Annotated in this window: 17 protein-coding genes; 1 reads left to right on the top strand and 16 read right to left on the bottom strand. The window is 56.6% G+C overall.

Annotation, left to right across the window (positions count from 1 at the left end):
* The 16 genes from H0V78_14355 to rpmH form a co-directional block, all read right to left on the bottom strand.
* A partial coding sequence (locus tag H0V78_14355) for a F0F1 ATP synthase subunit gamma (protein ID MBA2352916.1) occupies positions 1 to 104 on the bottom strand: 104 nt, incomplete at its 3' end.
* Between the two features lie 2 nt (positions 105 to 106).
* Positions 107 to 1648, bottom strand: coding sequence for a F0F1 ATP synthase subunit alpha (locus tag H0V78_14350; GenBank protein MBA2352915.1), 1542 nt, complete (start codon positions 1646 to 1648; stop codon positions 107 to 109).
* 59 nt (positions 1649 to 1707) lie between these two features.
* The gene (locus H0V78_14345; protein ID MBA2352914.1) at positions 1708 to 2244 is read right to left on the bottom strand and encodes a F0F1 ATP synthase subunit delta; all 537 of its coding nucleotides are present in this window, start codon (positions 2242 to 2244) and stop codon (positions 1708 to 1710) included.
* A gap of 1 nt (position 2245) precedes the next feature.
* Positions 2246 to 2716 (bottom strand): F0F1 ATP synthase subunit B, encoded by a 471-nt coding sequence (locus H0V78_14340; GenBank protein MBA2352913.1) that lies wholly within the window; start codon positions 2714 to 2716, stop codon positions 2246 to 2248.
* Positions 2717 to 2733: 17 nt separating this feature from the next.
* The gene (gene atpE / locus H0V78_14335) at positions 2734 to 3000 is read right to left on the bottom strand and encodes a F0F1 ATP synthase subunit C (GenBank protein MBA2352912.1); all 267 of its coding nucleotides are present in this window, start codon (positions 2998 to 3000) and stop codon (positions 2734 to 2736) included.
* 39 nt (positions 3001 to 3039) lie between these two features.
* Positions 3040 to 3807: a F0F1 ATP synthase subunit A gene (gene atpB, locus H0V78_14330; protein ID MBA2352911.1), complete on the bottom strand. Its 768-nt coding sequence runs from the start codon at positions 3805 to 3807 to the stop codon at positions 3040 to 3042.
* Positions 3804 to 4166 (bottom strand): ATP synthase subunit I, encoded by a 363-nt coding sequence (locus H0V78_14325; GenBank protein MBA2352910.1) that lies wholly within the window; start codon positions 4164 to 4166, stop codon positions 3804 to 3806. Before H0V78_14325 ends, atpB begins: the two co-directional genes overlap by 4 nt.
* A 120-nt stretch (positions 4167 to 4286) precedes the next feature.
* Positions 4287 to 5141: a ParB/RepB/Spo0J family partition protein gene (locus tag H0V78_14320; protein MBA2352909.1), complete on the bottom strand. Its 855-nt coding sequence runs from the start codon at positions 5139 to 5141 to the stop codon at positions 4287 to 4289.
* Positions 5142 to 5157: 16 nt separating this feature from the next.
* Complete coding sequence (locus H0V78_14315; GenBank protein MBA2352908.1) at positions 5158 to 5961, bottom strand: ParA family protein; 804 nt, start codon at positions 5959 to 5961, stop codon at positions 5158 to 5160.
* Position 5962: 1 nt separating this feature from the next.
* The gene (gene rsmG, locus H0V78_14310) at positions 5963 to 6589 is read right to left on the bottom strand and encodes a 16S rRNA (guanine(527)-N(7))-methyltransferase RsmG (protein ID MBA2352907.1); all 627 of its coding nucleotides are present in this window, start codon (positions 6587 to 6589) and stop codon (positions 5963 to 5965) included.
* Complete coding sequence (gene mnmG, locus H0V78_14305) at positions 6586 to 8466, bottom strand: tRNA uridine-5-carboxymethylaminomethyl(34) synthesis enzyme MnmG (GenBank protein ID MBA2352906.1); 1881 nt, start codon at positions 8464 to 8466, stop codon at positions 6586 to 6588. The genes rsmG and mnmG overlap by 4 nt, the downstream gene beginning before the upstream one ends.
* A 65-nt stretch (positions 8467 to 8531) precedes the next feature.
* Positions 8532 to 9863 carry a tRNA uridine-5-carboxymethylaminomethyl(34) synthesis GTPase MnmE gene (gene mnmE / locus H0V78_14300; protein ID MBA2352905.1) on the bottom strand — a complete coding sequence of 444 codons (1332 nt, stop codon included), beginning with the start codon at positions 9861 to 9863 and terminating at the stop codon, positions 8532 to 8534.
* Positions 9850 to 11505, bottom strand: coding sequence for a membrane protein insertase YidC (yidC, locus tag H0V78_14295; GenBank protein ID MBA2352904.1), 1656 nt, complete (start codon positions 11503 to 11505; stop codon positions 9850 to 9852). The genes mnmE and yidC overlap by 14 nt, the downstream gene beginning before the upstream one ends.
* A 5-nt stretch (positions 11506 to 11510) precedes the next feature.
* On the bottom strand, positions 11511 to 11720 hold the full coding sequence (yidD, locus tag H0V78_14290; protein ID MBA2352903.1) for a membrane protein insertion efficiency factor YidD: 210 nt from the start codon (positions 11718 to 11720) through the stop codon (positions 11511 to 11513).
* The gene (gene rnpA, locus H0V78_14285; protein ID MBA2352902.1) at positions 11705 to 12025 is read right to left on the bottom strand and encodes a ribonuclease P protein component; all 321 of its coding nucleotides are present in this window, start codon (positions 12023 to 12025) and stop codon (positions 11705 to 11707) included. Before rnpA ends, yidD begins: the two co-directional genes overlap by 16 nt.
* A 58-nt stretch (positions 12026 to 12083) precedes the next feature.
* On the bottom strand, positions 12084 to 12218 hold the full coding sequence (gene rpmH / locus H0V78_14280) for a 50S ribosomal protein L34 (protein MBA2352901.1): 135 nt from the start codon (positions 12216 to 12218) through the stop codon (positions 12084 to 12086).
* Between the two features lie 164 nt (positions 12219 to 12382).
* On the opposite strand from rpmH, the gene dnaA reads away from it, so the two are divergent.
* The gene (dnaA, locus tag H0V78_14275; protein ID MBA2352900.1) at positions 12383 to 13714 is read left to right on the top strand and encodes a chromosomal replication initiator protein DnaA; all 1332 of its coding nucleotides are present in this window, start codon (positions 12383 to 12385) and stop codon (positions 13712 to 13714) included.
* Positions 13715 to 13797: the final 83 nt, after the last annotated feature.

The raw sequence follows: 13797 nt of genomic DNA, 5'->3' as shown, positions 1-13797 counted from the left end.
GCTTTACGCATTTTGCTCGCGGCGACCATTTCCATGGCGCGCGTAATCTTTTGCGTGTTCTGGACGCTGCGTATCTTGGTGCGGATTTCCTTGCCGCTGGCCATTTTTAATAGACCGCGTTGGCTTTAAACTGGGTCATTGCTTCCGCCAATTCTTTCTCGGAATCCGCGCTCAGATCCTTGTCGGTCTGGATCTTGTCCATCAAAGGTGAGTGCTTGCTCTTCATGTACGCTTGCAAAGCAGCCTCGAAGGACAAGGCCTTCGTAACCTCCACGTCGTCGAGAAAACCTTTATTGACGGCGAATAGCGTGATCGCCATTTCCGATACGCTCATAGTCGAGAACTGCGCCTGCTTCATCAACTCCGTAACCATGCGGCCACGCTCCAGTTGCTTGCGCGTCGTTTCATCGAGGTCGGACGCGAATTGTGCAAATGCCGCCAACTCGCGGAATTGCGCGAGCGCCAGGCGAATACCGCCACCGAGTTTTTTGATGACTTTGGTTTGCGCGGCGCCGCCGACGCGCGAAACCGACAGCCCGGCGTTGATGGCCGGGCGAATGCCGGCGTTGAATAGATCGGTTTCGAGGAAAATCTGACCGTCAGTAATCGAGATCACGTTGGTCGGCACGAATGCGGAGACGTCGCCAGCCTGGGTTTCGATGATCGGCAGGGCTGTCAGCGAACCGGTTTTGCCTTTGACTTTACCCTCGGTCAGCTTTTCGATATGCTCGGCGCTGACGCGAGAAGCGCGCTCGAGCAGACGCGAATGCAGATAAAAAACATCGCCGGGATACGCTTCGCGTCCGGGGGGGCGGCGCAGCAGCAGCGAAATTTGGCGATAGGCCCACGCCTGTTTGGTCAGATCGTCGTAAATGATCAGCGCGTCTTCACCGCGGTCGCGGAAATATTCGCCCATGCTGCAGCCCGAATACGGCGCGATGTATTGCATGGCCGCTGAATCCGACGATGCCGCGGCAACGATGATAGTGTGCTCCATCGCGCCGTGCTCTTCGAGTTTGCGCACGACGTTCGCAATCGAAGACGCTTTCTGACCAATCGCGACGTAGATACAGACGACGCCGGTGCCTTTCTGATTGACGATGGTATCAATGGCGACCGCTGATTTTCCGGTCTGGCGATCGCCGATAATCAGTTCGCGCTGGCCGCGCCCGATAGGGACCATGGCGTCAACCGCCTTCAAGCCTGTTTGCAGTGGTTGCGTGACAGATTGACGCGCGATGACGCCCGGCGCGATTTTTTCGATAGGCGAAGTCAGTTGCGCGTTTACCGGGCCTTTGCCATCGATAGGCTGGCCGAGCGCATCGACGACGCGGCCGATCAACTCCCGGCCGATTGGAACCTCGAGAATGCGGCCGGTGCACTTGACCGTATCGCCTTCCGTCAGATGTTCGTATTCGCCCAAAATCACCGCGCCGACCGAATCGCGCTCAAGGTTCAGCGCGAGTCCGAATGTGTTGCCGGGGAATTCAAGCATCTCGCCCTGCATCGCATCCGACAGCCCGTGTATACGCACAATGCCGTCGGTGACCGAAACGATGCTGCCCTGGGTACGAATTTCGGCGCTGGTGGTGATGCCTTCGATCTGGCGCTTGATCAGCTCGCTGATTTCTGACGGGTTTAGCTGCATGGTGTCTCCAATCTGTAGGGTTCGTGGCTGTATGTAGCCTGATCGGCGCGACTCTCTGGTCAGGCAGTCAACGCTGCCGCCATCGCTGTCAGGCGGCCGCGGACTGAAGCGTCGAGAACCTGGTCGCCGATTTCGATTTTTACGCCGCCGATCAATTCCGGGGCAACGCGCAAGTCAGCCTCGATCTTGCGTTTGAAGCGCGTTTCCAGGTCCTGCACGAGGCCTTTGAGCTGCGCGTCATTCAGGGGAAACGCCGAATGTATAGTAGCTTCGAGCGCGCCGCCGTGCTGCGCTTTCATCTCTTCGAACATCTGACTGATTTCGGGAAGCACTTCCAGACGGCCGTTCTTGGCGAGGGCGTTGAGGAAGTTGGTACCGTGGGCGCCCAGTGACTGGCCCGCTACCCCAGTAAATATCTTCAGCACCTGTTCGGAGGTGATGCGAGGATTGCCGATCAGCGCCCGCACCCGCTCGTGCCTTGCGACCGCTGCGCTCAATTCGAGAAAGCTGGACCAGCGCGGAATGGCGTTGTTTTCCTGCGCGAGGCTGAAAGCGGCTTCCGCATAGGGCCGGGCAATGGTGGTCGCTTCGGCCATTCTACAAATCGGCCTGGATAGCGGTCAGCAATTCAGCGTGCGCTTTGGCATCGACTTCACGGCGCAATATCTTCTCGGCGCCGGCGATCGCGAGCACCGCGACCTGGCTGCGCAGCGCTTCTCTGGCGCGAAAGGTTTCCTGATCGATTTCGGCTTTGGCGCCGGCGATGATGCGCTCGCCTTCGGTCTTGGCGCCGAGCTTGGCTTCCTCGACGATTTGCGCGCCGCGCTTTTCGGCCTGGCTGATGATTTCGGCGGCGCGTTTACGCGCTTCCTGCGCGGCGTCTTGCGAGCGGCGGCCGGCCGCTTCGAGTTCCTGCTTGCCGCGTTCGGACGCAGCGAGACCGTCGGCGATTTGCTTCTGGCGTTCGTGCATGGCTTTTTGCAGCGGCGGCCAGACATATCTCATCGTGAACCAGACGAACAGCGCGAACCAGATAATCTGGCCGATCAAGGTAGCGTTGATGCTCACAAAACCCCCTTTTTGCCTTAACCGGCTTGCAGCGCGCCGACCAGCGGATTGGCGTATAGCAGCAGAACGGCGATCGCGGTTGCGATCGCGGTAAACGCATCGAGCAAGCCGGCGACGATAAACATCTTGACCTGCAAGGTCGGGATCATTTCCGGTTGACGCGCCGAGCCTTCCAGAAAGCGGCCGCCGAGAATACCGAAGCCGATCGCGGTGCCCAGCGCGCCCAGGCCGATCAATATCGCTACTGCGATCTGCGTGCTTCCATAAAAACTTGCCAATTCCATCGTTGTCTCCCGGTGAGTTTCAGTTAGAACGTAATGAACCTAATGCGATTCGCTGGCCATGCTCATGTACACGATGGTCAGCATCATGAACACGAATGCCTGCAGCGTGATAATCAGAATGTGAAAAATCGCCCACGGCAAGGCAAGAACGGTCTGCCATACGCCGAGCAGCGCAATCAGGATGAACAGCATCTCACCGGCAAACATGTTGCCGAACAGGCGCAACGCCAGGGAAATGGGTTTCGCCAACTCCTCGATCACGCGCAGCACGAGGTTGACCGGAGCTAGCCAGGGGCCGAACGGAACCGTCAGCACTTCCTTGGTAAAGCCTCCCAATCCCTTGCATTTCAGGTTGTAGTAGATGATCAGTGCGAAGACCGAAAGCGACATGGCGAAGGTCGCGTTCGGATCGGTCGTCGGGACCGCCTTGAAATAATGAACACCGAACAATTCAAGGAAACGCGGGATGAAATCGACAGGAATCAGATCGACCGCATTCATCACGAAAACCCAGATGAAAATCGTGATGGCGAGCGGTGTGATCAGGGAATTTTTGCCGTGAAAGGAATCGCGCACCTGCTGATCGACCATGCCGACCGTCATTTCGATGAAATTCTGCCAGCCTTGCGGAACGCCGCTGGTTGCGCTTCTCGCGACATACGCCATCAAACCGAAAACGACAATTCCAAGCAGGCCGGAGATAATCAGGGTATCGAGGTTGAACGTCCAGAAACCTTCGCCGACCGTGAGATTAGTCAGGTGATGAGCGATGTAATCGTTGGAAGTGAGCTCGGCTGGTTCGCTCATGACGCCTCGTGAGGAAATAGCAGTGCGGCCCAATAGGCGACGAGTGTTGCGATATAAGTCGACAATAGTGCAATCACAGAAACATCCTTAAACCACGCGAAGATCGCGACGAACATCGCAAAAGTCAGCAACAGCTTGCGGAATTCTCCGGCATATTGCGCGCGCAGCACGCGATCCGGCCTCTCTGAATCGCGAGCCCGCAGGATAGTCAGGGCATAAACGAGGCCGGGGAAGAAACCGATGGCGCCCCCCAATACTGCCGAAAAGGCTGCAGGAATATCGCGGGCAACCAGCCATGCCAATGCCAAGAAAATCGTGAGTGCGATTTGTAAGGCAATGATCCTGCAAATCGTTTTCATTACCGGGCGCCGTTGTTGACGCTCGTTTACGCCACTCAAGAAGAAAACGATTTTAGTATTCCGACGCTATTTATGTCAACGTCTTGGCTCGCTGCCAATCGCGCCTCATCGCCCGCCGCGCTAAAACCTGGCCAGTATCGTATCGAGTTGGCCCAGATCGCTATAGGCGATCGTTATCGTCCCGCCCTTCTTCCTGGGTTTGATTTCGACGTTCGCGCCGAGCCGCTGCGAGACCTCTTCCTGCAGCCGCAGAATGTCGCGATCGCGGGTAATCGCCGCGCCGCGCATCGGTATAACTGAAGGTTTGTCAGGGGATGCAGCCGCGTGAGCCAAACGCTCTGCCTCCCGAACCGACAGGCCTTGGTCGACAATTCGATGCGCGAGTTCGGTCTGGTTACCGGCGTCGAATGGCAACAAGGCGCGCGCATGACCCATGTCCAGCTTGCCCTCGGCCAGCAGCTTTTGCACGGCCGGAGTCAACGCAAGAAGCCGCAACATGTTGCTGACCGCACTTCTCGATCGCCCCACCGCCTCAGACGCTTCCTGATGCGTCATGCCGAATTCGCCGATCAAGCGCTGAATACCGGCCGCCTCTTCGAGCGGATTGAGATCCTCGCGCTGAATATTTTCGATCAAAGCCATCGCGAGGGCGGCATTGTCGGCGACTATTCGCGTTACCGTCGGCACCTCGGTCAGGCCGGCAAGCCTGGCCGCCCGCCAGCGCCGTTCGCCCGCGATGATTTCATACCGTGAGCCTTCGATCGGGCGCACAAGGATTGGCTGCATGACGCCTTGTGCCTTTATCGAATCGGCGAGATCGGTCAAGCTCTCGTCGTCCATGCGCGTCCGCGGCTGATACTTGCCCGGCTGCAACAGGTTAACGTTCAATGACTGCAAGCGATCGCTTTCGCTTCGCTGTTCGTCGTTCGTGAGCAGGGCATCGAGACCTCGGCCTAGTCCTCGCACTTTATTCATTGTGCCCGCACCTTATTTATTGCGCCCGCGCATCCCCGGCTTCTACCCATTCGGGCTTCGAAGACTTGTCGACGATCTCGTTGGCTAGGGCCAGATAGGCCAACGCCCCTTTCGATTGCTTGTCGAAACCGAGAGCGGGAATACCATAACTCGGAGCCTCGGCGAGCCGGATATTGCGCGGGATAATCGTGCGATAAACCTTGTTGCCGAAGTGTCGCTGCAACTGGTCGGAAACCTGCTGCGCCAATGTGTTGCGCGGGTCAAACATCGTGCGCAGCAGGCCTTCGATCTCGAGGGCCGGGTTCAAGTTGGCGCGCACCTTTTTTATCGTCTGCACGAGATCGCTGAGGCCTTCGAGCGCGTAATACTCGCACTGCATCGGAATCATCACCGTTTGCGCCGCACATAATCCGTTCAGGGTGAGCAAGCTGAGGGCAGGCGGACAATCGATGAGAATAAAATCGTAATCGTTTTCTATTTCTTTCAGCGCATCGCGAAGACGCGCCTCTCGGTGCGTTATATCGACCAATTCGACCTCCGCTCCTGCCAGTTCGCGATTGGCCGGAATCACATCGTACTTTCCGCTCTCCGACGCTACCCGAGTCGCTGCTGCCGCCGATTCGCCCAGCAATACCTGGTATATAGTAGAAGTCAGTGCTCGCTTATTTATTCCGCTGCCCATGGTCGCATTACCCTGGGGGTCCAGGTCTACGAGGAGGACGTGCTGTCCTATGGCAGCCAAACTAGCGGCGAGGTTGACGCTGGTCGTTGTTTTCCCGACGCCGCCTTTTTGATTGGCGATAGCAAAAGTCTTGACCACTTCAGGCCTTCAGAGTCATCACAACCAAATGACGTTCCGCCGCGAGGTTCGGAACTTCAAGCCTGATCACATTCTTTTCGGCGACGTTTGACGGCAATTGCGACAGTTCTTCAAAAGGGTGCAAGCCTTTCATTGCGACCATGAGGCCACCCGCAATACACAGATGTCCGGCAAGGGCAACGTACTCGGACAAATCGGCAAAAGCTCTCGAGATGACCACATCGAATTTAGTCGCCGGCCGGAAATCTTCGACCCGGCTCACAACGACGCTCGCATTGCGCAGACCCAATTCTGTGATGGCCTGCTGGAGAAAAGTCGCCCTTTTATGATTTACCTCAAGTAAACAAATACTTGCTTCCGGTCTGGCGATAGCGATTGGGATACCTGGAAGGCCAGCTCCGCTGCCGACATCGATAATGCGCTGTCCGCCGAAATGGGGGAGCACCGATAAGCTGTCGAGCAAATGGCGGGCAACCATTTGATCCGCCTCGCGTATCGCCGTCAGGTTATACACCTTGTTCCACTTCTGCAATAAATCAAGGAAGCTGAGCAGTCGCGCCTCGGCATCTTCCGGCAACTGCAGCGATAGCGCGACGAGGCCTTGCGCGAGTTGCGAAGCCAGGCTCACGCGGAGAGCTGATCGCTGAAGCGTCGCTTCAGGTGCACTAACAAAAGCGAAAGTGCGGCCGGGGTGACGCCCGGAATTCGGCCGGCCTGACCCAAAGTTTCGGGCTTGTGCCGATTCAGCTTCTGCTGCACCTCAATCGAAAGCCCGGGCACTTTGGTGTAATCAAGATCGAGTGGCAACCGCTTATCCTCGGACTGCTTTTGGCGGGCTATTTCCTCCCGCTGCCGGTCAATATAGCCTCGATACTTTGCCTGAATTTCCACTTGTTCGGCGACTGCGGTGCTCGCAGTCGCTGTACCAGCAACGGGCAGGGTCAGCAATGACGCGTAACTCACATTGGGGCGCCGCAGCAATTCGTCCAGAGTGTATTCGCGGTCGATGGATTGGCCGAATACTCGCTGGGCATCGAGGTCCGCAACCAGTTTAGGGTTCACCCATGTGTTTTTCAGCCGCTCAGCTTCGCGCGCTATGTCTTCACGCTTCCTCTCGAAATGGCGCCAACGCACATCGTCGACCACACCAAGCTTGTGTCCGATTTCGGTGAGGCGCAGATCGGCGTTGTCTTCGCGCAAGCTCAGGCGGTACTCGGCGCGGCTGGTAAACATGCGATAAGGCTCGGTGACTCCGCGCGTGATCAGGTCGTCGACCAGCACACCCAGATAAGCCTGATCGCGGCGGGGGCACCAAGGCTCATCACTGCGAACGTAAAGCGCGGCATTAATACCGGCCAACAGGCCTTGGGCGGCCGCTTCCTCGTACCCGGTCGTGCCGTTGATTTGTCCGGCAAAAAACAATCCGGGGATGTTTTTGCTTTCCAGTGAGCTTTTCAAGCTGCGTGGATCAAAGTAATCGTACTCGATCGCATAACCCGGCCGCGTTATGTGGGCTCGCTCAAGCCCCGGTATCGACTGCACAAGCTCAAGCTGAACGTCGAATGGCAAACTGGTAGAAATCCCGTTCGGGTAAATTTCGTTAACCGTCAGCCCCTCGGGTTCGAGAAATATCTGATGGCTCGTTTTCTCGGCGAAGCGCGTGATCTTGTCTTCTATTGAAGGGCAATAGCGCGGTCCGACGCCGGCGATGGCCCCGGTATACAGAGGCGAGCGCGACAGTCCATTTCGGATGATCTCGTGCGTGCGCTCGGTCGTGTTCGTGATCCAGCAAGGCACCTGCCGCGGCCGCTGGGCAGAGGGTAAAAACGAGAAAAATGGCGGGGGATCATCGCCGGGCTGCACGGGTAGGCGGGCGAAATCGATGCTTCTGCCATCGATACGGGGCGGTGTGCCTGTCTTGAGCCTCCCGATCGGCAGTTTTAGCTCCGACATGCGCTTCGCGAGGCTGCAAGATGGAGCATCGCCGGCCCGCCCGCCAGGAATCCTGGTCAAACCAATGTGCATCAGGCCGGACAAGAACGTCCCCGCGGTCAGCACGACCGCACGCGCTGCAAAACGCAGGCCTAGCTCAGTCGTCACGCCGGTTACGCCGGAAGCATCAAAGGTAATATCGGCAACAGGTTGCTGGAAAATCTTGAGGCCTTGCTGCTGTTCTACTTTTTGTCTTACAGCCTGCTTGTACAATTGCCGGTCTGCTTGCACGCGCGTGGCGCGAACTGCGGGCCCTTTGCTGGAATTGAGTAAGCGCACCTGAATGGCCGCGGCGTCCGCAGCCGTTGCCATCCAGCCGCCCAACGCGTCGACTTCTCTGACGAGATGTCCTTTGCCAATCCCGCCAATCGATGGATTACACGACATTTGTCCTATGGTTTCGATGTTGTGGGTAAGCAGCAAGGTCGCGGCCCCTATACGGGCCGCAGCAAGCGCGGCCTCAGTACCGGCATGACCGCCGCCGACGACAATGAGATCAAAATTTACGGGCATGACGCAATTCTAGCTCAGTTTTCTTGCTTAGTAAGACAGCAGGATGTTTCACGTGAAACATCCGTTTACTTTCCGACGCAGAACTTGGAAAAAATCTCTCCCAATAAGTCATCGGGGGCAAATTCGCCAGTGATCGAAGCAAGATGATGTTGCGCCAGACGAAGCTCTTCTGCCACCAGTTCGATGCTTCCCCAAGTATCGACGGCGCTTAGCACATGAAATCGGGCTTCCTTCAAGGCTCGTAGATGCCTCTCGCGTGCGCTGAATACACCTTCGCTCGCGGGGTTCCAATTGATTTTCGACAAAACCGCGCGATGCAGCAAATCAATCCCGGCGCCGGTTTTCGCCGACAGATGCACATGGGTTTCTTCACCATTGATCAGGGCTGGCGGCGCGCAACGCAAGTCAATCTTGTTGCTGACGAAAATGTGCTTTCGACCGGGAAGCCCGGCTGCCGAGGCGCGGAGCAATGGCAGGTCGTCGACGTTTTCGGCCAGCCACAAAACAATATCTGCTTGCTGCGCGGCAGCCCAGGCTCGCGAGACGCCTAAAACCTCGATTGGATCGTTCGTCTCGCGAAGACCGGCCGTATCGACAAGTTGCACGGGAATGCCTTCGATTTCTATGCTTTCCCGCACCAGATCACGGGTCGTACCAGGGATATCCGTGACGATTGCGGCGTCGCGCCCGGCAAGCTTGTTTAACAAGCTGGATTTGCCGACGTTAGGTTTGCCAACCAATGCGATAGCAATTCCGTCCCGCAAAACGCTGCCTTGATGCGCGGCGAGAAGCACTCGTTCCAGCTGCTTGTTGATGTCCCTGAGTTGTGCTTGTCCGTCGGCCCGCTCGAGAAAGTCGACGCCTTCTTCAGGAAAATCCAAAGTAGCCTCGAGCAGCATGCGTAATCCGACAAGTTTCTTGCGCAACACTTCGACCGCCGTGGAGAAATCCCCTTGCAGCGCGCGCACGGCGCTTCGCGCCGCAGACGAACTGCCGGCATAAATAACGTCGGCGACTGCCTCAGCCTGAGCAAGATCGAGTTTGTTGTTCAGGAAAGCCCGCTGCGTAAACTCCCCGGGCTGAGCGAGACGCGCGCCGCAGTCAAGACAGCGCTGCAGCACCAGCCGAAGCACTGCCGGGCCACCGTGGCCCTGCAGTTCGAGTACATCTTCTCCGGTATAGGAATGGGGTTGGGGATAATAAACAGCAATTCCTTGATCTAGGGTTGCACCCGCGGCATCGAGAAATTTGGCTAAACTCGCTTTGCGAGGCGCTATCTGAGCGCCGAGAATCGCCGTTAGCAGATTTTCAAGATTATTGCCCGATATCCTGACAATACCTATGCCACCGTATCCCGTCGCAGTCGCGATGGCGGCTATCGTGTCATCGTTTGGCACGAGCACTGGTTACGGATTTCGACTGCTCGACATCGCGCGTTATATACCACTGCTGTGCAATCGACAGGATGTTGTTCACGAGCCAATAGAGCACGAGGCCAGCCGGGAAGAAGAAGAAGAAAACGCTAAACGCGATCGGCATGATTTTCATCACTTTTGCCTGGATCGGGTCGGGCGGGACCGGGTTCAGGCGGCTCTGGATAATCATGGTAAGACCCATCAATACCGGCAGCACGAAGTAAGGATCGGGCGCCGACAGGTCCTGTATCCATAACGCAAACGGCGCGTGGCGCAACTGCACGCTCGCCAGCAAAACCCAGTAAAGCGCAATAAAAACAGGGATTTGGACTACTACCGGCAGGCAACCTCCCAATGGATTGATTTTCTCGGTCTTGTATAGTTCCATCATTGCCTGATGCATGCGCTGGCGATCGTCGCCGTATTGCTCTTTGAGCTTTTGTAAACGCGGCGTCACCACGCGCATTTTCGCCATGGAGCGGTAACTCGCCGCGGACAGCGGGTAGAACATCAACTTGATCAGGATCGTCAGAATGATGATTGCGACACCCCAGTTGACGACCACCTTCTGGATTTGGGCAAGAACCCAGAACAGCGGCGAGGCAATCACGGTTAACCAGCCGTAATCAATGGTCAGATCGAGCCCCGGGGCAAGCGCGGCAAGGCGGGCGGATTCTTGCGGACCGACGTATAGCGGTGTCGAAATAGCCGCCTGATTTTGCGGTTCGATTTCGCCTATTGGCAGAATGAGGCCGGCGGCAAATAGATTGCCGTCAAGGCGCTTGGTATAGAACTCTCGTTGCGCGCCGTTTGGCGGCAGCCAGGCGGCGACGAAATAATGCTGGATCATGGCGATCCAGCCGTCGGTACTGTTTTGTTCATGCGCGTCGACCTTGCCGAAGTCCTCGAATGGTACCTTGTGGAATTTTTCTTTGTCCGTAAAGACTGCTGCTCCCGTGTAAGTAGGTACTAACACCGAATCACCTGCAGCGGCAGTATCGTCGCGAACCAACTGGTAGTAAGCAAACGGCTTGATCGCCGCATTGCTGGCGTTGGCGATCTCGTAACGGACATCTATCACGTAGCTGCTGCGATGGAATGTGAATATCTTTGTCACATTGATATCGCCTGTATTCGGGGCCGCGAGCCGTATCGCAAGCGAATCCTCGCCCTCTGACAACTGATTGGGGCCCTCCACCACTGTGTATTCGGATTGATGGTTCGGTAGGCCTACGCCGATGAGACCGCTCTGCGCGAGATATAAGTGATCGGGCCGGCTCTGCAACAGCACAAAATTCTGCTTCTGATCGTCTGTCGAGCGATGGCGCAACAACTCCAGGCGGCGCAGCGTCCCACCGAGAGTATCGATTTCCGCAATGAGATAGTCCGTTCTGGCAGTAACGATTTTGCCGGTCTGGCGAACTGCCGCAGGCGCACTCGGCTCTTGCGCAGGCGTCTGGCTACTGCGCAACGCATCGCCCGGAACCGGGGTGGGGGTGGTTGCGGTAACCTCTTTTTGCTGCCCAGCTTTGTTCGAAACTTGTTCCTGCTTCTGCCACGCCTCGAACAAGAAAAATACCGATAACGAGAATACAACCAGCAATACGAGTCTTTGTGCTTCCATCTATTTCAGGGTAGGGGATCGTAGCCGCCCGAGCACCACGGGTGACACCGCAAGATGCGGCCCGTGCTCAAGCGGGTTGCGCGAGCGAAGCTGTATTTTTGATACGCCTCGCTCGCATATTCAGAACACGAAGGGGTAAACCGGCAGCGCGGTCCCAGCAACGGGCTGATGCCGTATCGGTAAAGCTGGATAAAAGCGATCATGATTCGCGACATCGCTCGACCGCTGTTAAAAGACCCGCCAGTTCCTCACGAGCTTGGCGGGCAACGCTTTTCGGATATGTGCAACGCAGCCTGACGACGATGTCGAAACCGTGTAATCGCGACGATACCGGATGGTAGACGGCGCGGATCTGGCGCTTGAAGTAGTTGCGGTCGACTGCCTGGGGGATAATTTTTTTACCGACGGCCATGCCCAATCTCGCCTCGCAATCGCCGTTTTGAATCGCAGATACAACGAAGCGCTGGCCACGCAGCTTGCACCGCGATTGCAGAATCTGGAGAAATTGCCCAGACTTGATTCTGTGCGCTTTGACGGCCGAACTCGGTCTGTGATCGGCTCAGGCTCTTCGTTTAGCCTTAAACGCTCAATTTTGCTCTGCCCTTCGCTCGCCTGGCTCGAATAACCGCGCGCCCACCGCGGGTTTTCATGCGAACAAGAAAGCCGTGCGTGCGCTTGCGGCGGACGACCGACGGTTGATAGGTCCTTTTCATCGCTTGCTCCGCTGTTTTCCGAAAAACGGGCTATTACATTCCTACGCCTTCGTTGTGTCAATACCTTTAGGGCTTAGTGGCCAAGCGATGCGCTTAAGGCTAAAATAAGCTGCTTTCGATTCTCCTCGCCTTCTCCATTGTCCGATCTTCCCGCCTTGCCAGATATGGATCGGTTTTGGCGCGCCTGCCAGGATCGTTTCGAAAAGGAATTGAGCGCCCAGCAGTTCAAGACCTGGATCAAGCCACTACGTCTGAAAGCCGGTGAGGACTGCCTGACCATTCTCGTGCCGAATCAATACGCGCTGGAGTGGATCAAGGATAGATTCCTGCACGACTTCGAAGAAATGGCGAGCGCGCACTTTTCAAGCTCTCTCGTGCTGTGTCTTGCGCTGCAGGAACGAGAGCTTGCGCCAAGCGTCAAAACGTCGCCGTCCAAACCCCTGCCCGCCCCGCCCCTGATCCGCGCGGACAGTGGGCAGACCAGGCTGAACCCGGCATTCTCTTTCGATAGCCTGGTTTCCGGCAAGGCAAACGAGATGGCGCGCGGTGTGGCCATGCACGTCGCGGAACGACCGGGGGCCTCCTACAATCCGCTGTTCGTCTACGGCGGGGTCGGTTTAGGCAAAACGCACTTGATCCAGGCCATTGGCAACCGCGTGGTTCAGCTGGCACCTGGGGCCAGGGTTCGCTACATCCACGCCGAACAGTACGTCAGTGACGTCGTCCGTGCTTACCAGAATAAGGCATTTGACGACTTCAAACGTTACTATCATTCACTCGATGTGCTGCTGATCGATGACATCCAGTTTTTCAGCGAAAAAAAGCGGACTCAGGAAGAATTTTTCTACGCTTTCAATGCGCTTATAGAAGCGAAACATCAGGTTATTATCACCTGCGATACCTATCCGAAAGAGATTTCGAATATGGAAGACAGGCTCATCTCACGCTTCGGCTGGGGATTGACCGTGTCTATCGATCCGCCCGAGCTTGAAATGCGCGTTGCCATTTTGTTAAAGAAAGCCGAAGCAGAAGCTGTCGCCCTGGATCACGCCTCGGCTTTTTTTCTCGCCAAGCATATCCAGTCGAATGTTCGCGAGCTTGAAGGCGCCTTGAAGCGAGTACTGGCTTACGCGAAATTCCACGAAAGGCCGCTCTCCGCCGAGCTCTGCCGCGATGCGTTAAAGGACCTCCTGGCGGTCCAGTTGCGGCAAGTGTCAATCGACAATATCCAGAAAACCGTCGCCGATTATTACAAGTTGAAGATCGCGGAAATGCACTCCAAGAAGCGGTCGCGTGTCGTGGCTCGGCCGCGCCAGATTGCCATGGCGCTGGCCAAGGAATTGACGCAGTTGAGTTTGCCCGACATCGGTGAAGCGTTTGGGGGCCGCGACCATACGACCGTCATGCACGCGTGCCGCAAAATTGCAGAACTGCGCGAATCCGAAACCGAGATCACCCGCGACTATACCGTTTTGCTGCAGATGCTTCGGAGTTGAAATATATCTCTTCGGCTATCTACGGTACAAAGGTGTGCATAAGGAACGAAGCGGCTTTCGGTTTCCATAGAACGAACAAACCT

The sequence above is a fragment of the Burkholderiales bacterium genome, from assembly GCA_013695435.1.
In the GTDB taxonomy this organism is placed as follows: Bacteria; Pseudomonadota; Gammaproteobacteria; order Burkholderiales; family JACMKV01; genus JACMKV01.
The sequence above is the reverse complement of the archived record's forward strand: the minus strand, read 5'-3'. Positions and strand labels throughout refer to the sequence as shown.